Below are 22,937 nucleotides of genomic sequence, written 5' to 3' on the forward strand. Positions count from 1 at the left end.
CAGCGGAACCACACACACTTAATGTGAGCGCTCGCGAGTCTCGCGATAGAGAACACTAATGGGCTACCGTCGAGCGCTTTCGTTCAGTTGGGAGACGCGCGACACACTCGCCGTGCTCGTCATCGCCCTCACCGTCTCTTTTCTCGTCGGTGCCGCCATTCTCGGCGTCTCGCTCGGCCAGCAGACGACGACCATCTCCGACGAGTTCGGGACGAGCTATCACGTCGAGCGCGTTGACTCCCCGTCGAGCGTCGCGGGCGCGAGCGGGTCCGACTCCGACGTCCGACTCGTCCTCGTTGGGGCGACCGTCGACGGGACGCCCGCGACGGTTGTCGGCGTCCCGCCGGGCGTCTCGGAACTCACCGTCCGGGGGCAAACAATCGACTTCCCCCGTCCGGACCCCGGAACGCTCGCCGTCGTCGGCGGACCGCCCGCCGGCGAGACCGTCTCGCTCGCAACGGACGAGACGGCGACGTCGGTCACGGTTACGGACCGCTCCGGCCATCAGGTCCTCCGAGACGGCTGGTATCTCACCCGCGCCGAGACGGTTTCAGCGTTCGAGGCGACCGAGGTAGTCACCATCGAACGGACGGACGGCGCACCGGCGACGCCGCTGTTGTCGGCGCTCCAGTTTTTCGTCCGCGGGACCGACCAACTGGTCCGCCTGCTCCAACTCGCGACGCTCGCGAGCGGCATTCTCGTCGGGGTGACGACGTACAGCGTCATCCGACTCACAGTCAAGGAGCGACGCCCGGACATCGCCGTGCTCCGTTCGACGGGCGCAACGCCGCGGCAAATCGTCGGCGTGTACACGCTCCGCGCCATCACGCTCGCGGCCGTCGGACTGGCGCTCGGATACAGCATCGGCGTCATCCTCGTCCGTGCGGTCCTGAACGCGGCGGTTTACGCCGGCCTCCCGACCTCCCTTGCGCTCGCACTTACGCCGCCGGTCATCCAACTGCTCGGACTGGCGACCGCCGTGCTGCTCGTCGCCGGCGTCGTCGCCGGCCTGACAGCGTCGTACCCAGAGGCGACGAAACCGCTGGACCGACTGTCGTCGTCGGGTCAGTCCGCCGACGGCCAGTCGCGGTCGCCGCTCGCAGGACTCTTCGAGACGCGATTGCTCGGGTGGGAGGCGACCGTCCCCACCGTCGCAACGCTGAGCGTGTTCATGGGCGTGGTGCTGTTGCTGTCGGCCGTTATCGGCGCGGTCGGCCCGCTTTCGGGCGTCGGCCAACAGACGATTACGGAGCCGGACGCACCCCATCCCATCGCGAGTAACGTCCCGGAATCGTACGCGTCTGCGCTCCGCAGTCAGGGCGTCGCGGTCAGTCCGGAGATTCTCCTCTTCGAGGTGTACCGAAACACGCCGTTCGTCGCGCGGGGGGTGAACTACTCCGCGTACGAGTCGCTGGCGCACACGGCGCTGACGACGGGACGGGAACCGACCGGAGACGACGAGGCGCTCATCGGGGCGAGTCTCGCCGAGGCGACCGGCCTCGGTGTCGGCGACACGCTCGTTCTCGGGGGCAGCACGACGCCCGGCATCACGCGAATCGAAATCGTGGGCCGGTTTGCGGGCACCGGCGTCCAAGACGACCAACTCCTCGTGTCGCTGGACACGGCGCGCCACCTCACGACGACTGGGCGAGACGGGGTTCAGTTCATCAGAACCAGCGGCCTCGCCAGCGGAGACGCGAACGCGTCGACAATCGTGGTCACGGACGCGACGGTCACGCGCCGAGACGGGAGCTTCGGCGTCGCCGTCGAGGCCACGAATCTCGGGCTGAGCGACGCCTCCCGGTCCGTCTCCGTCACGCTCGGGGACGCGACTGCGAAGACCGCACTCTCGGTGCCCAGTCGCCGGTCGAAGACGACGTTCGTCGCGTTCGAGACGCCGCCCGCGGGGACCGTTTCTCTCTCCGTGGCCGACGTGACCAAGTCGGTGACGGTCGACGAGCGAGGCCGCGTCGTCGAGTCGCTCGGCGTGAGCGTTCCCGCGTCGATACCGGTCGGGGGCGCGCCGCGAATCAGCGTCTCGCGGGGCGGCGAGCCGGTCGCGAACGCGACGGTTTCGGTCGATGGCCAGCGCCGAACGACGGACGCGAGCGGGACGGCCCGCGTCCGGTTCAACGAGACGGGGACGTACGTCGTGTCCGCGCGTGCCGGCTCCCAACAGCGTAACACCACGGTGACCGTCTCCGAGGACGCGACTCGGCGGCCGGTCCAGACGCTTTCTCTCTCGCCGCAGACGCCGACGCTGTTCACGTCGCCGACGGTGACGGCGCGGCTCACCAACCCGTGGACACAGCGACTGAACACGACCGTGACTATTCGGGGTCCGGGGACTGACGTCGAACGGGCCGTCTCGCTCGCACCGGGTGGGAGTCGTCGCGTCTCGGCGACTCTCCCACAGCGCCCGGCCGGAGAGTACACCGTCTCGTCGCAGGTCGGCGCGAGCGAACCGGCCACGCTCACGTATCGCGTCCGCGGCGACGAGCGGTTGGCGACCGCGCTCGCGGGGAGCGGTCGCTACACGAGCGGCGGCGGCATCGCGCAGGCGATTCAGCTCGTCTTCGGGAACCTCGAAGTGCTCCTCGCCGCGGTCGTCGCGCTGGTGAGCCTCATGACCGTCGGGAGCACGACCGCCGCGTTCACGCGGAGCACCTACGGCGTTCGGAAGACCATCGGCGTGTACCGCGCGACCGGGGCGCGCCGGACCGACATCCTCCGGCTCGTCCTCTTCGACACGCTCAAAGTCGGACTCGTCGCTTCGGCCGCCGCCTTCGTCATCGCCACCGCGGCCGTGACGGCGCTTCTGTCGGTCGGCGAACTCCGCGTGTTCGGCGTGGCGCTCACGCCGGCGTTCTCGCCCGGCGTCATCGCCGGGATGGTGCTCGCGGGCCTCGGCCTCGCGGTCGCGAGCGCGTGTCTCGCGACGGGCTATCTGTTGCTGCAGGACCCCGCGGCACTCTTAGTGGATAGACATATACCGACGCCCGAGGGAGAGGGTAGTATCACCAATGAGTAACGGACGCCGCCGCGGATTCGTGATTCTCATCGCGGGTGTCGCCCTCGCGTTCGCCCTCCGTGCTCTCCCGCTTTATTGGAGCAGCCTTCCATCGACGCTCGACGGATTCGACTACGCGTGGTTAGCGAAGACGGCCACGGAGACGGGTTCGCTCCCGCTCACGCAGCGGGCGGACAACCTCGTGTTCAGCACGTACCTGAGCGTCGTGTCGCTGGTCACTGACGCCGTTCCCGTCCGTGCGATTCAGCCGCTCGCGACCGTCGTCGGCGGGGTTATCTGTTTCGTCGGCGGCGTCGTCGCTCGCCGCGTGCTCCGCGACAGCGGGTCGAGCGACGGGACCGCCACCGCGGTCGGCGCGGTGACGGCGACGCTCCTCGCCATTCAGGGGCTGTTCCTCCGTCGGACCACGGTTCCCGACGAGGAGATTCTCGGCATCCTCCTCGTGATTACGCTCGCGTTCTGTCTGCACCTCGCGTTGCGGAGTCGGCTCCGCCGCTGGTGGCTCGTCGTCGGGCTCTTGCTCGTCGTGTTCCCGATGACGCACACGTTTTCGACGTTCATCGCCGCGCTCGTCGTGACCGCGCTCGTCGTGCGCCACGTCTCCGTGCGGCTGTCGCTCCGCTCGGTGCTCGGTCCGGGCGTGCTCGCGGTCGCTTTCTGGGCGTACATGTTCTCGTACTACCGCTTCGCCGAGTCGTCGACGACGCTCAGCGTCCCGTACGTGAACCGAGTCATGGCCTATCCCGGGCTCTTCCTCGCGTGGCTCATCCTCCTCGCCATCGGTATCGTGTGGGTCCAACAGACGGGCCGCCGGGTCAAACAGATCTCGTATCTCGCCGTCGTCGGGTCGTTTTTCGGCATCGTCGGGCTCAACGCCGTCTCACCGATATTCCCGGGGACGACCCAGACGCCGCCGCTCATCCTGGGGCTCGTCGCGATTCTCGGCGTGTTCGCGGTGACCGCCGCCTTCGGACTCGAACTGTTCGAGTCGTACCGCGGCGGCGCGATACCGACGGCGATGTTCCTCGCGCCGGTCACCATCATCGGGTTCGGCCTCACCGCGTCGCTCACGCCCGAGTACTACGACACGGTCATGCGCGCGCAGACGTTCCTTCACATCCCGGCGGCGATGCTCGTCGGAGTTGTCCTCGTTCGCCTCCTTCAGGCCGCATCGGGGTCGACCGCCGGGCGCACGCTCCGCCTCGGGCTCGTCGCGCTCGTGCTCGTGTCGACAGTCGCGACCGCACCGCTCGCGTACCTCACGATGGACACGGCGACCGTCCCGTCGACGACCTACGAGTCCGAGTTCGACGGCGTCCGGTTTGCCTCCACGCACACCGACTCGCCGTGGCTGAGCGACCACTCGCTGACGCGGGTCGGGGCGAACTACTTCAAGGCGCAGGTCGGCTACAGCGCCGTCGCGAACTGGCTCTCGGGCGGACCGAGCCCGGACTGTCTCGTCATCTCACAGCGCTCGTGGACGACGACCGGTGCGCACCTCTTCCCGAACGCCCCGGAGACCGTCTCGGCGACCGCGTACGCCGAGTGGACCGCGACACGGAACGTCGTCTACGCCAACACCGGGAACGACCCCGTGGTGGTGTCCCGGCCGGTCGGAAACGCGACGTGCGCGGCCGCGACGAACCGGACGGTCTGACCGAGCACCCATACACTATACATACGTGAAGCATGAAGGGAGCATATCGATGACGGGCCCCGTACTGCGTGGCGATTCGCTCACCGTCGAACGTGGTGACTCCACCATTCTCGCGGACGTCTCCATCACCGTCGAGCCTGACACCTCCCTCCTCATTCAAGGCCCGAGCGGTGCCGGGAAGACGACGCTGTTCAACGTCCTCGGACTGCTCAGTACCCCGACCAGCGGCTCGCTCTACGTCCACGGCGACGACACGAGCGCGCTCCCCGAGCGGAAACGCGCCGTGTTACGGCGGGACGCGATCGGATTCGTGTTCCAGGACTTCCAGCTCATCCCGGACCTGACCGCGTGGGATAACGCCGCGCTGCCGCAGGACCACACCCGGAGCCGAGACGAGGCGTGGCTCGACACGCTGTTCGACGCCCTCGACATCTTGGACCTCAAAGACCAGTATCCGGCGACGCTCAGCGGCGGGGAGAAACAGCGCGTCGCCATCGCCCGCTCCCTCGCAAACCGGCCGGACGTCGTCTTCGCCGACGAGCCGACGGGGCAACTCGACCCCGAAACCGCAGCGCGAGTCCTCGACCTCCTGTTCCGCGTCAAGGACCAGACGGACACCGCGCTCGTCGTGATCAGCCACGACCCCACGCTGTCCGACCAGTTCGAAGAGACGCACGTGCTGATAGACGGCTCGCTCCACCGGAAACCGGACGAGTTCATCCGTCAATGAACCGCCTCGGATAACATGCGCTATGCGACAGCGCTCCTCTCGAGGTGGTCGCGCCGCGAGTGGCTGAGCATCGCGGTCGTCGCCGTCACGACGGCGTTTCTCCTCGGTTCCGCGCTGTTGTTGCTCACGGCGGCCACCTACACCGGCACCCTCAGTTCCGACCTCTCGAGTTCGGCGACGGTCACCTACGAACAGTCGTACGACGACGCCGTTGCGGCCGCGTCCGCCGACGAGGTCGTCATCGCGGTCACGACAGTTTCACTGCCGGACGGCGAGACGCGCCGAGTCGTCGGGGTACCGCCGGACGCGCCGCGAACGATTTCCGGTGCGTCGGTCTCGTGGCAAGCCGCGACGCTCCCGAGACCGCCGAAAGACGGTGTCTCGGCCCCGGTATCGACGGTCCAGCAGATAGAGCTGTCCGGCCCTGAAAATACCGTGTCGACGTCCGTCTCGCCGCACCGCGTCGACGAAACGCTGTTTCCCGACTCGTGGTACGTCGCGGACACCGATACCGTCCAGCAGTTGGGGACGAGCGGTGCCTTGGTGTTCGACACCGAGAGTTCGGGTGCGCCGTCGTCACCGACGACCGTCCCGCTCATCGCGGCGCTCCCGTTTCTGGCGGGCGGTATCACGCAGGTCGTCCGGACGCTCTCGGTCGCCGCGTTCGCCGGCGGGCTCTTGATTCTCGTCGTCGTGTACAACGTCACGAAGATGTCGATTCGGGACCGGACCCGTCTCATCGGCGTCGCCCGCGCGACCGGAGCGTCGCCGCAGCGCATCCTCTCGATTATCCTCGGGCGCGTGCTGTCGCTCACGTTCGTCGGGGTCGCGTTGGGATACGCGCTCGGCGTAATCGTGACCAACGGCGTCGTCAACGCCGCGACGTACGTGGGCCTCCCGGTGTCGATTCAGACGAACGTGACCGCGGATATCGCGCTTTCGCTCCTCGGCATCGCCGGGTTCCTCCTCGTGATGGGCCTCGTCGCCGGGGTCCTCGCGGCGCTTCCGGTCGTCCGCGGCGACCCGAAGTTCGACCAAACACACCGGGCCACCAGTCGATGGCCGCAGCCGATTCGCCGATTCCAAGCGGTCGCCTCGCCGACGCTCGTCGATTGGCGGGCGTTCACCCCGACGGCGGCGACGCTCGCCGTCTTCATGCTCATCATCCTACTGACGGGGTCGATTGGCGGCGCGCTCGCGCCGCTCGCCACAACGTCGAGCGGGACGGTCGTCGAGAGCGGTGCCGCACACCCCCTCAACAGCCGCATCGACGAGAACTACGCGACGGTCCTCCGCTCGTATGGTATCACGGCGAGCCCGGAGGTCATCTACGCGCAGACCCGAGGCCGGACGCCGTACCTCGTTCGCGGGGCGAACTACACCGCGTTCAGCTCGGTCACCGACGCGTCGTTAGTCGCGGGGACGGCCCCACAGCGCGCCGACGAGGCCGTCGTCGGGACCGACCTCGCGCGGACGCTCGGGCTCGAAGTCGGAGAGACGGTGACGCTCGGGGGGAGCGTCACGCCCGGCGTCAGACGTGTCACAATCGTCGGGACGTTCGCCGGAAGCGGCGTGACGAACGACCAGCTCGTCGTCCCGCTCGAGACGACACAGCCGCTGGCGACGGGTCCCGGAACGGTTCACCTGATTCGGACGAAGAACGCGTCTTCGAGGCTCACGTCCCTGCAGAACCGCTCGTCGGGACTGCTCGTGACGAGCCTCTCGGGACCGTCCGAGGTCCGGACGAACGCGACGTATCGCTTCGGCGCGACGGTCCGAAACCTCGGGTCCACCACCGCGAGTGAAACGGTTACGGTCCGCGTGGGGAACCGAACGCTCGAACGAGACGTGACGCTCGGGAGCGACGAATCGACCCAACTGTCGTTCGAGACGAGCTTCGAGACCGCGGGGACGTACGAACTCGCGACCGACGGCGTCACCCGCTCGGTGACGGTGTACCGGCCGAACACGCTTCAGCTCCCGTCCGAGTACCCGACGCGCGCGCCGCCGGGGTCCACGCTCGTCGTACCGGCGACGACGCCGAACGAGTCCGTGGTCTCCGGTGTGACCGTCACGCTCGACGGCCGGAGCGCGACGACGGACGCCCGCGGCGGCGTGCCCATCCGGGTTCCCGAAGAGCCGGGCACGTACACGCTCCGGCTCTCGAAAGACGGCTACGTCCCGGAAGAACACACGCTCACCGTGGAACGCGGCGCGCCGCAGCGACTCGGCGGGCGGTTGACGGTCTCGCCGTCCACCGGGTCGCGACTCACGAACCCGACGGTGACCGCCCGCGTCGCCAACCCGTGGGGCCGCTTCCTCGTCCGCAACCTCACCCTCGTCTCGCCGGGTGGGACCCAGACGCGGACCGTCGAACTGACCGCCGGAAACGTCTCGGAGATCGAACTGTCGGCGTCCGAGGTCGGACTCGGTGACGACCCGCCGCCGGGCACGTACGACCTCCAATTGGTCGTCGACGGGACGGTCATCTCGACGGCGACCTACCGCGTCACCGGCGACGAGCGCGTCGCGGCGACGCTCAGCAGTCGCGGCGAGTACACCGAGGGAACCGGTATCGGCCGGGCCATCGAGAACGTCTTCGGAAACGTGCAGTTGCTGTTCGTCGTGCTCGTCTCGCTCGCCGGGTTGAGCACCATCGGCGGCACGACCGCGACGTTCGCGCAGGCGGTGCACGCGAACCGCCGCGTCATCGGCATCTACCGCGCGACCGGCGCGAGCAGACGACGGATTCTCGCCTTGCTCGCGGCCGACGCCGTCCGTCTCGCGATTCCCGCGGCGGTCCTCTCGTTCGGCCTCGCGGCGGCGCTCCTGTGGGTACTCGCGCGGGTCGACGTGCTCGTCGTCTTCGGGATTCGACTCGCCGTCCCGTTCACTCCCCTGTTGGTCGCCGCGTCCGCCCTCGGCGCGGTCTGTCTCGCGGTCTGTAGCGCCGTCATCGCGGCGACGCCCTTCGTTCGGTTCGACGTCGGGCGGTTGCTCCACCGCTGACTGTTCGACTCGCCATGACAATGCACTTACCCCAGACGACTGTAGAGGCTGGCACATGCACTCGTCCCGTGCCCTCCTCTTGGCGCTCGTGTTGGTGTGTTCGACGGTCGCCCCGTTGACGGCGGCACAGAGCGCCGACTACGACGTCGACATCGACGGCGACCTCGACATCCCGGACCGAACGATTTCGACTCAGTGGGGAGACCAGACCATCGAAGCCATCGGCAGCGCGTCGGAAGACGGCTACCTCTCCGTTTCGACCGACGGGCCGTCCGGTGATTCGTACTCCATCCGTGTCGTCGACAGTCAGCAACGGTTCTACGACAACAAACCCATCGACGGCGGCGGCTCCGCCTCGGAGACGTTCTCGCTCGATGGATACAGTCCCGGTACGTACGCAGTCGCGCTCACGAACGGAACTGAGACTGTCTACGCGGTTGAGCCGTTCGTCATCAACGGGTTCGACGTCGAACAGACCGCGGCGGACCGCGTCGAATCGGACGACGAACTCCTCGTGGAAGTGAACCTCTCCAAGGTCAGCAACGACGTCGAATCGCCGCCGGCCGGCGTCGAGGTCGTTCTCGGGAACGAGTCGGCGTCTGTCCGCACGACCGCGACCCGACAGACGGGGTTGAACTACACGGCGACGGTCGACGTCGCGTCGCTCTCGACGGGCGACTATCGGCTCTATTCGGCCGCCCAGACCGGCGACGAAGTGTTCGGTGAACCCGAACTCGTCGCGGTGAGCGGAACCCAGTCCGTGAGCGTCGTCGAGGAAGGGTCGCTCGAAGACTCGGACTCGACGGACGGGTCCGACGACACGACGACCACGGAGACGACCGAGACCGCAACGTCGACCCCAACCAACGAGTCCACCACAGCCAATACGACCGCGGGGAACTCCGGAGGGAGTTCGGCGGAGACGACTGACTCGCCGACGCCCACGGACGATGCGGACGACGCGGATGACGCGGACGACGCAGATGAAGAGAACGACGCGGACGAAGACGACCAGTCGGCTTCGACGACGGAATCCACGGATACGTCCGGAACGGAGACCTCGACGCAGACCGCAGCGCCCTCGACGACTGAAACCACGACCGAAACCACCGCTCCACTCTGGGGGCCGGTCGGGATTGCACTCGTCTGTGTCGTCGGTCTCGTCGGCGTCAGTCTCCTGCGTCGCCGCTCCTAATCGAGACGGCCGACTGCGCTCCTCGCGTGTTCTTCTTTTCGACGGACTGAGCCGACGCTGGTCGCTGAGTCACGTCGCGTCCCATCGCACGCAGAGCGAATCGTGCCTCTCACACGGCCCGGTGGATGGACGAGAACTCCGATTCGGTCGCTGTTTCAGTATAACGAGTCAGCGTCAGGACCCACGCCAAGCGTACCACGACCGTGGCTCACACCCGTAGCTGACACCGTGCGTTAGGTTCTGTCGGAGCCCGAGAATTTGAATTTGATACGTACGGCGTGACACAGACGGAGGATGAGTTCATCACGTCCTCAACATTCTACGGTCAATTTGTCAGAACTGGCTCATCGGATTGAATGATCTCATCTTCGATGAATTTAGCCCAGAAGCGTTCCCACGAGATTACTTACAATTGCTTCAACAATCATTCGAAGAGAAAAATGAAACACGAGGTTCGTCAGTACGATCAATAACTGCCAAAACCTCATGACATCCTTTGTCTTGTTCATCAAGTGTGAGAGAACTCCACGATGTTTGAGCGTCAAGTCTTACGTGAATTGCGAACGTTGCAGAACCTTCTGGCCACTCGTCCTTGATGACTCTGCTGTCAACCTTCGTGATATCTGTCTGCTGATTTACCGCTTGTTTCAATTCAAATGAAGACCAGGACACGATCTCGTCATTACGCTCAATAAGTAAGTGAGCTGTATGTTGTTCCGGCCGTTGATTGAAAATCTCCACCTGACTGAGGCTGGTACTTGATTGTTCCAAGAAAGAAGTGCACCCGGCAAGACTCGTAGTGAGAGCTGCACCACCCAGTTGGAGGACTTTTCTCCGAGGGACACCTTGCATCATTTCAGAACACTAACAAAGCCTTCAAAAACGTTCTGTTCACACATTGGGTTGAGAAATTTCACACGCGGTTGCTTATTCGATAACCTGAATTACAATTCAACCTTGCAAGACTTGCGCCCTGTATTCACCACGGACGCAACAAACTAGCAGTACGGATTTCAACAGCGCCGTACGTGACTCTCTGATTCGGAAGCGAGTCGTCCGCACACGTCGAGCCAAAAAAGAACCGAGAGCGGTGACGCGACCTTAGTCGCGTCGCACCGCGATGAGCGCGATTGCGACGAGCGCAATCAGCGCGGCGGTGACGCCGAAGCCGGGAATGACCGAGTCAGTCGTCGTCGGCTCTCCGGTCGTCGTCTCGTCGTCGAAGCCGGAGGTTCCGTCGTCCGTTGTGGTGTCGTCACCATCGTCGTCAGACGTGGTGGTGTCGTCACCACCGTCGTCTGTCGTCGTCGTCACGGCCTGCTTCGAGGTCACGGCGAAGTACGAGAAGCCGGGCGTATCGACTTCCAGTACGACCCGTCCGTCGCCCTCGCTCACGACGCGCGTGTCGAGGGTCTCCCACTCACCGCTTTCGTCGTTGTAGCGTTCGACTGCGAGGTCCTGCGCCGTGATTCCGAGTTCGTCAAGGCGGTCTTGTCTCACGCTCAGCGTGATGGTCGACGGCGAGTCGCTGAGGGATTTCGGGACGTCGATTTGGACGTAGCCGATCGCGGCGTTCGACGGTCGACCGACCGTTCCGGGGAGGCTCGTCCGCTCGCGGACGATGACCTCGCCGGTTCCCTGGCTGCCGAACGCCACGTCGACGTTCGTCACAGTGGCACCGTCCGGGAGCGACGCGCTGACCTGCGAACCGTAGAAGAGCCGGACGCTCTCGTAGGTTCCGCTGTTCGGAACGGATCCGCCGCCACCGCCGCCACCGCCGCTCGACGGTGCTTCGGTGGTCGGCGTCGACGGCGTCGGCGTCGATGGGGTCGGCGTACTACCGTCGACGTTGTTCACATCGACGGTCGTCGTGTCGCCGCTGTGCGACAGGAGGTTTCCTCTCGTGTCCGTGATCGATTCGACGGTGACGTCGATGGACGCGGCGGTGTCGCTCCCGACGGACTGCGCGCTCACCGTCAGGTCCGCGAGCGAGACGTTTCCGGTCGAGCCGGAGGTCTCACCCGTGTACCCGACGACGGTGAGCTTTCCGTTGCCGTGGTCGGTCGTCTCCACGTTGAACCGGGAGTTCCCGGCGACCGAGACGTCGACCAGGCTGTCGTCGTAGCTGATGTTCAGTTCGTACGACCCGATGCCGTCCGCGTCCTCGACGTTGTACGCAGTGAGCGTCGCCGTCGAGTCCGCGGAGCGCTCGTCGAGCGAGCCGACGGCGTCGACCGAGACGGTCTTGGCCGTCGCGGCACCGGCACCACCGACGCCGACTGCACTGACGAGCATGGCGGCGCACATCGCTACTGCGAGTAGCTGTTTCGTGTTCATGAGTTATGCACCTCCGATGGTGTAGTCGGCATCGCGGTTGTTCTCGCTGTACTGCTGGACGAGCATCGCGTCGACCGCGTTGACCTGCCCGTCGCCGTTGACGTCGCCGTAGGCGGCGTCGGAGCCGCTCGAAGCGGCCTGTGCGATTGCGGACGCGTCGTCCGCGTCAACGTCGCCGTCGAGGTCTGCGTTCCCGAGTTCGTAGCCTTCGAACTCCACGGAGACCTGCGTCGCGACGCCAGTCTGGTTGAGCTGAACTCGCGTCTCACCGTCGACCGTCGTCTGGTCGACGAGGTTCGCGTCCGTCGTCGCGACGCCGTTCCCGCGGAGCGGCGTGTCGCTCGGCGGTGCGATGTCGTAGACGACCGTGCCGTCGGTCTTCGAGATGGTCACCGACACCGTCGTGTTGACGGGTGTCTTCGCGTTCCCGTCCGATTCCGAGGTCGAGTCACCGACGAGCGACGGCGCGTCGCCGACGTAGGCGACCGGCTGGATGCTGTCGTCGCCGTCGACGAAGGTGACAGACGCCGTCTCGGAGATGCCGACGCCGACGGTGAACTCGGGCGCGTTCGTCAGGCTCGCGCCGACCGTGTGGTCGCCTTCGAGCACCGTCTCGCTGACCGAGTCGGCTTGGTTCTGACCGTCGAGGACGACGGACGCGCCACTGACGGCGTTTCCGTCGTTGTCAACGACGCTCGCGTTGACCGTCCCGACGCCGCTCACGTCGAGCTGTTCGGTCGTCCGAACGTTGTTCGGCTCGTTGTACAGCGGGCGCGCGTCGGCGGTCAGCGATGTCGTCCCCGCCGACGAGACGGTCACGTTGAAGTGGTACGTCCGGGATTCCCCGGCCGGCACTACCTCGCCCGTGATGGTCAGGGAGTCGCCGGTCGAAATCGTACTCTGCTGGACGGCCGCGTCCCGCAGGTCCGACGTGTCGTTCACGTAGACCGCGTCTTCGGCCCCGTTCGGGAGGCCGACCGGACTGCTGATCGGGACCTCAACGAGCGGGTTGAGTAGCGCGGTGTCGTCGTTGTTCGTAACCGTTACTGCAATCGTCTGGTTGCCGTTCGTGCTGAGGTCGTCCGGCGCGTCGATGTCGACGCTGAACGGATCCGCAGCAGACACAACGCCCGGACCGACACCGAACGATATCGATGCCACGACCAGGAGGGCAGCCAGTGTCATTGAGAGTTTTCGTGTCATCGTTCTCCTCAGTTGGTGTCCTCGTACTCTTGTTCGTTGACGAGCTGTTCGGACTCGGCACCGACAACGACTCGAGTCGAGTTCTCGATGGTGAGGGTGATATCACCGGTCTCACGAAGCGTTTCGAGCTCGTCAGTCGTGAAGGACACCGTGGCCGTCGGCGTGTTACCGTCGACGGTGACGTCCTTCGTGACGGTCGAGTTGATTTCGACCGTCACCGTCTGCGAGCCGGCGTTCCGCTGGTCCGCCGTCGTGAGGGCGTCGATCGCGACGCCGGTCGCACGCGTGTTACCGAAGGAGCCACCCTGCTGGTAGATGCTGACGAGGTAGCCGACACCGTCGGAGACGGTATCGTTGCTCGCCGCCGTGTAGCCCTCCGCGGCGTTCAACGCGATGATCGCGTTGCCCGTCGCGCGGGCCTTCTCACCGGTGTTGCTCCAGTACGGCGAGTTCGTGTAACCAGCCCAGGAACCGTCTTCCCGCTGGTTCGCCGCGAGCCACTGGACACCGCTGTCGAGGGCCATCGACACGTTACCCGAACTCAGCTCGCTGTTGACCTGGGTCCGGAGGGTGTCGCTGTCGTTGACCGCTGCGAGCGCCTGCACCGCGTAGGCGGTTGCCTGCGCCTGTTTCGAACCGGCTTCCCAGCTACCGTCGCCGTTCTGCTGTTCGATGAGGTAGACCGCTGCGTCGACGCTGAACTCGTTGGCGGCCGTCTGTGCGGTCGCGTTGAGGTCGTCGCCAGCGCGGTCGATTGCGACCGTCGTGTAGGCGGTCGCGGAGGTGTCGTCGCGGAGGAAGTACCCGCTCGGGCGGACACGTCCGTTGTTGCGCTGTTTGTCTGCCAGCCAGAGGACTGCACCGCTCTGGTTGATGTTCTGCAGACTCTTGTTCACGTCCGTACGACTGCTCTGCACCGCGTCGTCGGAGACGGCGCTCACGCCCTGCAGGGCGTAGATGGTGTAGAACAGGTCACCGCGCGGGTTGTTGCCGTACATGCTCCACGCGCCGTTGTCGTGCTGGGAGATGTTGACGTACGCCCCAGGCGTGGGTTCGTCGGCAAGCTTGCTGATACCCGCGCTGATCGTGCTGTTCGAGCGGTCGCGGTCGTAGTTGCTCGGGATGTCGCCGTCGCGGTAGTACTGGTCGGTCCGGAGCGCGGACATCATCTGGGTCGTCGTCTGTTCGACACACCAGTAGGGGTAGGAGAACAGGTATTCGAGACCCTGTAGCGTCCGTCCGTCCGTCCCGGCCTGCACAGTCACGTTGAGGGTGTGCTCGTAGGTCGTCGCGTCCGAGATGTTGAGCGCGAGCGACTGCGTCTCGCCCGCGGACTCGAGCGTCGTCGCGTTCGTCGTCGTGTAGCGGACCTTCGGCACCGTGACGTTGGTCGTCGCGGACGCCGTGTCGCTCTGGCCGAACGCTTCGACGGTGACGTCGAGCTGCGCGTCGTCGATGTCGGCGGTCGTGTTGCCGCGGACCTTCCACGCAACCGAACCGCCCTTTGCCGACGACCGGACCTGTTTCTCAGCGCGCTGTCCGTCGACGAGTTCGAGCCCCGCGGGGAGCGAAACCGTCGCGTTGACGTCCGACGGGTAGTTCGCGTTGAACTCGGCGATGACGGTGACAGTCGAATTGTTCACGACCGTCGAGGGCACCGAGACGTCCTCGTCGTCGATGCTCAGCGTGTACGGCTTCACTCTGACGTCCTTCGTCGACTCGTTGTTGTCGAACGGGACGCCGTCGGAGACGCTCGCGGTCACGACTTTGTCGCCACCCGTCGCGAAGCTGTGGGTGACGCGCGTCGTGTTCGGCTGTTGGACGCCGAGGTTCGCGATGGTGATGTTCTCGGTCGTCCCGTCGTCGTAGTCGACGGTCACGTTGAACTCACCGGTCGGTGCGGTACCGTTGTTCTTCGTGAACACGACGAGCGTCGCCTTCTGGCTCTGGAGCACCGTGCTCTGTCCCTGGATGCGGACTGCCGGGTCGGCGTAGACCACGCGCGTGGAGTTGACGACCTGGTTGTTCGTCTCGTCCGTCTCGGGAATCTCGTTCGCCGGATCGACCGTCGCGGTCACCTTCGCGTTACCCTGTGCGAGGGTTCCGAGGAGTTCTTCGCTGGCGAACTCCGTCAGGTCGTAGGTGAGCGTCGTCTCGTTGTTCGGCGCGTCGGTGCTGTCGGAGAGGTTGCCGGTGTACTTCGTGTACGTCTCCGTGGCACCGTTGGCGGCCTCGACAGTCAGGTTGACCGTCGCGTTCGAGACGTTGACGAGTCCGTCGTTCGAGACGGTCACGGAGGCGTTCACGCCGTCGTTGAACCGCTGTCGCTGTTCGACGTCGAGTTCGGGCGAGAGGTCAGCACCCTCCGCGAGGCGGAAGGTGAGGTTCGCACCGCTCGTGTCGACCGTGAGGTTCTGCCAGTACGTCCGGTTGACGAACCGGTCGTTCTCGGGCGGCGTGACGCGGACTTCCATGTCGCCGCGGACCTCGATGCCGGTCTTGTCGCCTTCACCGGCCGGGAAGAGTCCCTCGGCGTTGGACTTGTACGCGACACCCGAGCGGGTGCCGTCGTTGTTGTGGGTGACCGCAATCGTCGCGTTCTCCACGGGGTCACCGTCTTGGTCGACGACGGTGACGTTCAGTAGACCCGCGTCGGGGAGCGTCGTGTTCCCGACGTTCAGAATCCGCTCGGTTCCTTTCGTCGTGTAGAGCGAGTAGATGTCGGGCGACCCGTCGCGCGGGTGGTCGCCGCTCCAACCGCTCGCTTCGTCCTGCACGTACGCGATCGTCTGTGAGGTTCCGTTGACGACCGGCACGAGGAACCGACCGTTCTCGTCGGTGAACGCCTGTCCGACGGACCACGACTCGTTGCCGGGGTTCGTGCGGCTCGTGTAGACGAGGTCGTCCACGGCGGCGCTCCCGTCGGGCATCTTGACGTAGCCCTTCGCGAGCGGGCCGCCGGTGACGCGCGCGTTGACCTCGTTGTTCGTCTCGCTCGCCTCGGCGATTTCGTCAGCCGGGTCCGCGACGACGCGAACGGAGTAGTTCCGCGCGTCCACGCGTGCGAGCGTCGTGTTGATAGCGACCGACTCGCCCGCAGCGAGGTCGACCGACTGACTGGTGAGTTCTTCCCAGTCCCCACCGCCGTCGGCTTTCGCTTCGACGATCACGTCGACGCCCGTCGCCTCGACGTTACCGCGGTTTTCGACCGTCGCGTTGACGGGCACGATACCTTTCGTGACGTTCGTTTCGACCGAGAGCGTCGGCGTGATGTCCGGCGCTTTCACGGTGACCGTCTCGGGCGAGAGGTCGCCGATGCGGACCGTGTGCTCGCCGAGAGCGAGGTCGGTGACGGTGAACGAGACCGTCTTCGATTCGCCGCCGTCGAGGGTCACGGCCTTCGTCTGCGTGATTTCGTCGTCGACCGAGAGCGTCGCGGTGAACGTGTCCGACACGTCGCCGGTGTTCGTGACCGTCGCGCTCACGTTGACCGCGTCCTCGAGTCCGATTTCGGTCGCGTTGACCTGCAGGTTCGAGTAGTCGAGGTTCGCCGGCTTGTCGACAGTCACGGTCTGGGCGGGAAGCCCGTCGATCGCGATCTGGTACGTGCCGGGACCGAGGTCCCTCTCGAAGGTGACCGTCGTGGACTCATCGGGCGCGAGCGTCCCGTTCATCCACTCGACGGTCTGGCCGTCGATGACGAGCGACGCGTTGTACTCGCCAGCGCCGGTTCCGTTGTTGCTGACATCGGCACTCACGACCGTCGTCTCACCCGGTGAAACCTGGCTCGGGGCCGTGAAGTTCGAGTAGACGATGTCCGGGACGCCGCTGACCTCGATGGCCGTCGGCGTCGCGTCGTTGACCGTCACGTCGTACGTGCCCGGCGTGTCGAAGCTCAGTTCGAACTGCTCGACGACGGTCTCGCCTTCGTTGACGAACACCGTCTTCGACTCGACGGTCTGACCGTCACGCTTGAGGTCGACCGTGAAGTTCCCACCGAAGTAGTCGGTGTTCTCGATGGTCGCGTTGACCGTCACCGTCTCGTCCGTCGTCACCGACGTCGACGAGACGTTGTAGCCGGTGAGTTCGATTTCCGGCGTGATGACGTACAGGTCGACGCTCGACGAGATGTACGCGGTTCCGTTAGACGGGTCTTTCGTGGCCGTCGCGGTTCCCGACTCGACGGGCGTGAACGTCACCTGACCGTTCGAATCGGTCGTGAACGTCTTGCCGTTGTAGGTCACGTTCGCACCAGCGACGCGGTCGCCGGTGTCTGCCCGAGTCACGTTGAGCGTGACGCTGTCGCCCTGCTGGATTTCGACCGCGCTCGGCTCGATGTTGAGCTGGACGCCGTCGACGAGTTCGACGCTCGCTTTGTTGCTCAGCGTCGCCGTCCCGTTCTGTGCGGTCGCGAAGTGAATGACCGAGTACTCGCCGGGCGTGAAGTTCTCCGTCGTGCGGAGCGTGACCGTCTCCTGCGGTCCGCCGACGGTCCCGTTGATACTCGTGTAGATGACCGTGTCGTCGGTCTGGGTCACGCTGTCTTCACCGGCTAACCGCGAGAGCAGCGAGACGATGTTCGTGTTCCCGTTGTATCGGCTCGCGGGAAGCGTGCTCCCGGCGAAGTTCGTTCCGGGCTTCACGTCGGTCGCCCCTTCGATTCGGTCGATGGACGACTGAATCTCCTCGATTTCGCTCCCGTTGAGCTGAATCGTCTGCTGTTGGTCGCCGAGGACCGTCTCGTTCAGCAGAATCGTCGTGTGCGAAACCTCGTCCGATTCCAGATTCGACGCGTCGACGTCGACGTCAACGTCGTTGCCGACCGCGGCAACCTCCGGCGGCGTCACCGTCGACCGACCGTCCTGGACGAGGAAGTGGTCGAAGCCGACGACCGTCACGTTCCCTTCGGCGGTGAGGTTACCGGCCGAGGAGCCCTGCACCAGTCCCGGGTCGGTGCTGTTCTCGACGAGAACCGTCGCGAAGATGTACTGCCCGGATTCGTCGGGGGTGAATTTGAAGTTCTGCTCTCCGCTCTCCCCCGTGAACTCGCGAACGATTTCCGCGTTCGTGTCCTTACTCGAGGTGAGCAGTTTGCCGATATCGCTGATACCACCCGGTTGCTTCGCGCCCTCCTTCAGGCGGACAGCGACCAGTTGGACTTTCTCCCCGTCGACCACGCTGCTCTTTCCGGCTTTCCCCGGATTGAAGGTCGCGGTGATCTCCGTCTTGTTGAAGACGTAGATTCGATTTTTGTCCAAACTGGTTTCCAGGTCGCTCGTCCCGACGAAGATATTCGTGTTCCGTATCTCGTGGCTGATGTACGGGACGTCGTCGAGTGTGACAAACTCACTCGACGCTGCTGGATTATTTGGCCGAAGTGTCAGCAGCGAATACTGCCACACGGAGACGTTCTCTCCGGCGTCTATTTTCAACTCGTCACTCACCGCGGGTGTCGTTGCTCCGTCGATCGGAGCGGAACCCCCTCCGCTGAGTGAGGCCGATGCGTCTGCTGAGGCGAGGGTGCTCGCGCTAACGGGCCCTACCACCATCGATAGAACCACAACCCCCGTCAGAACCAAACTCAAGAGTTTAGTCCTGTTGCTGGTCGTAGGCCTCATGGTATGTTCATCTGATAGGAGCGATAAAATACTTCTGTATCACCCATGGATTTATTCAGAATCATAGTCCTGAATAATACCGTCCGGCTGTATTGACACTCATTCAAACCGACAACAGTCAGACCGTTTCGGAGCCGTGGTCAGATTAAAGAAGGCGGGTAGTCTTGTGAGTAGCATATGCGAAGGCGCCGGTTCCTTACTGCGTTCTCTGCGATGGTCGTCGGAACTGCCGGCTGTGCACAGGAGTCCGAGACGGAGGCGTCGACCCAGTCGACGACGACGCTCCCGACGAAGACGCCCTCCCCGTTCGTCGAGCAGGCGGACGAGTTTCGGTCGTTCCTCCAACAAGAGGAGATTTCCATCGTCGAACTCCTCCCGCAACCGCCGGCGAACGCGGTGGAACTCACGTACGTCTCGAACGAAGACCAGTACGAGGAAGTCGGCGGGGAAATCGGGACGATCGCCGGCGGCTTCTTCAATCGGGTCGCAAACGGCTGGGAGGCCGAGCGCCTGAACGCAATCGTCATGGACAGCCCCGAGTCTCGCTTCGGAACGTGGCACGCGAAGTCGTCGTGGTTCGCCGACTACCAAGACGGTGAGATCTCTGCGAACGAACTCTCGCTCAAAGTGCTGGACACACTCTCGCGCGCGGAAGACGCGTAGTAACTGGTTCTGGCGGGTTCGTCTCACGTCTGGACCGCCGAGGCCGCGGACACGGCAGTCGGTGAGACCGACCGCTTTTAGTGAATCCTTGTCGCACCCATAGCCGATGCCCTCCGATACGGACTGGCGATCTCTCGTCCCGCGCTCGGTTCGCACCGCTCCCGCGGATCTGCTCGCGGTCGTGGTGGCGGTCGTCCTCACCTGCGGTGCGGTCACCGTCCCCGGCGTCCGCGACACCCCGCTTCGGGTCGTGCTCGGCCTCCCGTTCGTGCTTTTCGTCCCCGGCTACGCGGTTATCGCCGCGCTGTTCCCGGAGTCGGGACCGTCGGTCGCCGCGAACGGAGACGCCGACACGGGTGACTGGACGGGAATCGACGGTATCGAGCGGGTCGCGCTCTCGTTCGGAACGAGCATCGCCCTCGTCTCGGCGCTCGGACTGCTCCTCAACTTCACGCCGTGGGGACTTCGACTCGTTCCGATTGTCGTCTCCATCGGACTCCTCACGGTCGCGGCCGTGGTCGTCGCGTCGCGTCGTCGGGCGGCCCTCCCCGAGAGCGAACGGTTCGGCGTCACGGTCCGGTCCAGTCTTCCCGACGGCCAGGCCCTCTTCTCGTCCGATTCGCGGACTGACGCGGCGTTCGCCGTCGTATTGATACTCTGCCTCGCGGTCGCCGTCGGAGTGGGCGGATACGTGGTCGCCGCCCCCGGTTCCGGGGAGTCGTTCTCCGAGGTGTACGTGCTGACCGAGAACCAGTCCGGGCAACTCACCGCGGAGGACTACCCGACGGAACTCACTGCGGGGGAGCCGACGCCGTTCACGATTGCCGTGGGTAACCACGAGGGGACGCAAACCGACTACGTCGTCGTCTCGCAACTCCAGCGCGTCCGAGTCGCAAACAACACGACGACGGTCCTCGAACGCGAGTCACTCACGCGGTATCGACCGTCGGTCGAAGCCGACTCGACGTGGCGGACCGAGCACGCGGTCACGCCGACGATGACCGGCGACCGGCTCCGACTCACCTACCTCCTGTACGAGGGAACGGCACCCGCGGAGCCGACGGCTGAAAACGCCGCCCAAGCGGTCCACCTCTGGGTAAACGTCACCGATCCGAGTTCCGAATCGTCCTGACCGACCCCGCTAGTTTTCTCGGATTTTTGCGAACAGCGCCTGCACGTCCGCGACGTTGACGCGGCCGTTCCCAGAGAAATCGAACGCCTCCCGACTGCCTTCGACCGTCCCGGCGTCGCGGTGGGCGAACAGCGTCTGCACGTCGGCGAGCGTTACGTTGCCGTCTCCGTTGACGTCCTCGTAGCGGCCGTCACCGTCGGGGTCGGTCGGTGGCGCTGTTTCGGTCGTCACGGAGGGGGGTAGCTCGGCCGTTTCGTTGACCGCGCTCCGCGTGTCGAGCATTCCCGCGCCGACGGTCGGCGCTGTCTGCGGGAGCGGTCGCGCCGTCGACCGGAGAACCCGCGTCACGTCGGCGCGAGTCGCGTTCGGGTTCGCGTCGAGAAGGAGCGCGACCGTGCCGCTCACGTGCGGGGCCGCCATCGACGTCCCGTCGCGCGTGACGTACGGTTCGGCCTCGTCGGTCTGTGACGTCGAGTACGCGGACGTGACGTTCTCACCGGGGGCGATGAGGTCGATGCCGGGTCGCCGGTCAGCCCCGAACCCGACCGGGCCGCGGCTCGAAAACGAGGTCACGTCGGACGCTGTCTGCCGTGACGCACCGACGGTAATCGCCCCCGCCGAAGCGCCGGGGCTCGCCACGGAGCGATTCCCGAGCAACCCGGCGTTGCCGGCCGAGATAACCGCGACCGTGTCCGTCGTCGTCACGAGCGAGTCGACGTACCGAGAGAACTGGTCGCTCCCGTTCGACGGGTAGTACGCCGTCGTTCGGTACCGATACGACACCGACTCGGGGTGGTCGTTCTCGACGTCGAGCGACCAGTTCCCGGGGGTTTCGATTGCGGTCCCGTTCCGGGGTGTGAATCTCTGGTACGCGATTTGTGCCGGCACGCGCCCGTCGGCGAACCACCACCCCGCGTCGACGCCTCTGAGCGGGTTTTCGCCCGCGGGGTCTCGAAGCGTCACCGAGAGGTTTCGCATGACCTCGGCGCGTCGCTCGTCGCTCTGTATCTGCTCGCCGCCGACCCGCGTCGGTTCGACGAGCACGTAGACGTACGCCGGTTTGAACCCGTCGTACTTCGCGTTGGTCTGGTACACGCCGGAGCCGTTCGCGTAGAGTTCGATGTCCGCGGTTCCGGTCTCGTTCGGCCGGACCCCCCGTTCCCCGCGGTACTCGAGCGGGAACGGACTAGCACCGAGACTCGCGGAGACCACGTCCGCGTGGTTCTCGGCGCTCCACTCCATCGCCGCCATCACGTCCGACATACTGCCCTGTCCGTCGGCGTTGAGGGCGCGCGCGCCGAACAGTTGCGCTCCGGGTGCGACACCGACTGCTTTCTTGGCGTCCGCCCGCCCGGCGACCGTCCCCGCGACGTGCGTGCCGTGGCCCCACGGGTCGAACGGCTCCGACGAATCGCCGACGAAGTCCTGCCACCGAACGACCTGCCCGCGGAGCGCCGGGTGGCTGTCGTCGATGCCGCTGTCGATGACGCTGACGTTCGCGCCCGAACCGGTGATTCCGCGCGCCTGTACGTCGTCGGCACCGACCGATTTGACGCTCCACGACTCGGTTCCGCTCGTCGCGCGCTGAACGCTGTCCGGTCGGACCGTCTCGCCGTACGCGGACAGCGAGTCCAGATACGCGGCGACGCTCGGCGCGACCGACCCCGTCGCGTAAATCGGTCTGTCGTAGTGAATCGCGGACACGTTCGGCATCCCGCCGAGCGTCCGCACGACAGCGGGCGTCGCCTCGACGGCGAGCGCGTTTCGAGTCCAGAACGGTTTCACGTCCGCAACGGTCCCGTTCGCCCGCCGCGCGTCGAGGAATTCGCGCACGTCGGACTGCGTCCGGTTGGTCGTCGCTCTGATTTGTGCGCGCGCCGTCGTGTCGTTGCGACCGCCCCCGTCGCGTGACTCGCGCGACTGGTCGTCGAAGACGAGGATTACCGGGACGAGTTCGTCCGACTCCGCGCGCGATAGTCGGTACGCCGCGACGCCCGAGAGAACGTCGCTCCCGGTCGTTCCGTTGTCGGATGCGGTCGTGTTATTCGCGGGGTCGGTGACGGTCGCCGCGGTCGTACTGCGTTCGGGTCCTCCTGAGTCGACGTCAGTTGTGGGGAGCGTCGCTTCCGAAACCGGCGCGAGCGCCGCGCTCAGGAGGAGACAGAACACGATGCCGACGACGACGGTCCGTGTCCCTCGTTGCGTTCGAATCATCTCTTCGAGAGTCGTCTGGGTGGGAACACGGCTGTGACGGCGAGCATCTTACTCGATAGGTAGTGTCCATCCCGGCTACAAGCCTAAAACATCCATCGGTCGTACCGACTCGTCGACCGACTAGTGTAACAGGCATATTCACATTACA

General features: G+C 65.4%; 12 protein-coding genes. 7 read left to right on the top strand and 5 right to left on the bottom strand.

The window, feature by feature from the left end; all coding sequences use genetic code 11:
- Window positions 1-58: 58 nt before the first annotated feature.
- The 5 genes from ABY42_RS10745 to ABY42_RS10765 are packed head-to-tail and all read left to right on the top strand — an operon-like array spanning window position 59 to window position 9,622.
- Window positions 59-3,031, top strand: coding sequence for an FtsX-like permease family protein (locus ABY42_RS10745; RefSeq protein ID WP_050459472.1), 2,973 nt, complete (start codon window positions 59-61; stop codon window positions 3,029-3,031).
- On the top strand, window positions 3,024-4,688 hold the full coding sequence (locus ABY42_RS10750) for a hypothetical protein (RefSeq protein ID WP_231608274.1): 1,665 nt from the start codon (window positions 3,024-3,026) through the stop codon (window positions 4,686-4,688). The genes ABY42_RS10745 and ABY42_RS10750 overlap by 8 nt, the downstream gene beginning before the upstream one ends.
- 49 nt (window positions 4,689-4,737) lie before the next feature.
- The gene (locus ABY42_RS10755; RefSeq protein ID WP_050459473.1) at window positions 4,738-5,418 is read left to right on the top strand and encodes an ABC transporter ATP-binding protein; all 681 of its coding nucleotides are present in this window, start codon (window positions 4,738-4,740) and stop codon (window positions 5,416-5,418) included.
- Window positions 5,419-5,433: 15 nt separating this feature from the next.
- Window positions 5,434-8,427, top strand: a complete 2,994-nt coding sequence (locus tag ABY42_RS10760; protein ID WP_050459474.1) for an FtsX-like permease family protein — start codon at window positions 5,434-5,436, stop codon at window positions 8,425-8,427.
- Between the two features lie 55 nt (window positions 8,428-8,482).
- Window positions 8,483-9,622: a hypothetical protein gene (locus ABY42_RS10765; RefSeq protein WP_050459475.1), complete on the top strand. Its 1,140-nt coding sequence runs from the start codon at window positions 8,483-8,485 to the stop codon at window positions 9,620-9,622.
- 417 nt (window positions 9,623-10,039) lie between these two features.
- Here ABY42_RS10765 and ABY42_RS19400 read toward each other — a convergent pair whose 3' ends face one another.
- The 4 genes from ABY42_RS19400 to ABY42_RS10780 form a co-directional block, all read right to left on the bottom strand.
- Window positions 10,040-10,474: a hypothetical protein gene (locus tag ABY42_RS19400; protein ID WP_156224380.1), complete on the bottom strand. Its 435-nt coding sequence runs from the start codon at window positions 10,472-10,474 to the stop codon at window positions 10,040-10,042.
- A gap of 249 nt (window positions 10,475-10,723) precedes the next feature.
- Entirely contained in the window at window positions 10,724-11,959 is a 1,236-nt protein-coding gene (locus ABY42_RS10770; protein WP_231608275.1) for a PGF-pre-PGF domain-containing protein, read from the bottom strand.
- A gap of 3 nt (window positions 11,960-11,962) precedes the next feature.
- Complete coding sequence (locus tag ABY42_RS10775) at window positions 11,963-13,084, bottom strand: dockerin type I domain-containing protein (RefSeq protein ID WP_231608276.1); 1,122 nt, start codon at window positions 13,082-13,084, stop codon at window positions 11,963-11,965.
- A gap of 86 nt (window positions 13,085-13,170) precedes the next feature.
- Window positions 13,171-18,420 (bottom strand): CARDB domain-containing protein, encoded by a 5,250-nt coding sequence (locus tag ABY42_RS10780; protein ID WP_231608277.1) that lies wholly within the window; start codon window positions 18,418-18,420, stop codon window positions 13,171-13,173.
- Window positions 18,421-18,957: 537 nt separating this feature from the next.
- On the opposite strand from ABY42_RS10780, the gene ABY42_RS10785 reads away from it, so the two are divergent.
- A complete protein-coding gene (locus tag ABY42_RS10785) occupies window positions 18,958-19,443 on the top strand; it encodes a hypothetical protein (RefSeq protein WP_231608278.1) in 486 nt (161 codons plus the stop codon).
- Window positions 19,444-19,549: 106 nt separating this feature from the next.
- The gene (locus ABY42_RS10790; protein WP_004975705.1) at window positions 19,550-20,575 is read left to right on the top strand and encodes a DUF1616 domain-containing protein; all 1,026 of its coding nucleotides are present in this window, start codon (window positions 19,550-19,552) and stop codon (window positions 20,573-20,575) included.
- A gap of 9 nt (window positions 20,576-20,584) precedes the next feature.
- Here the strand turns inward: ABY42_RS10790 and ABY42_RS10795 are convergent, their stop codons facing one another.
- Entirely contained in the window at window positions 20,585-22,789 is a 2,205-nt protein-coding gene (locus ABY42_RS10795) for a S8 family serine peptidase (protein ID WP_050459479.1), read from the bottom strand.
- Window positions 22,790-22,937 lie beyond the last annotated feature (148 nt).

The organism is Haloferax gibbonsii (genome assembly GCF_001190965.1).
In the GTDB taxonomy this organism is placed as follows: Archaea; Halobacteriota; Halobacteria; order Halobacteriales; family Haloferacaceae; genus Haloferax; species Haloferax gibbonsii.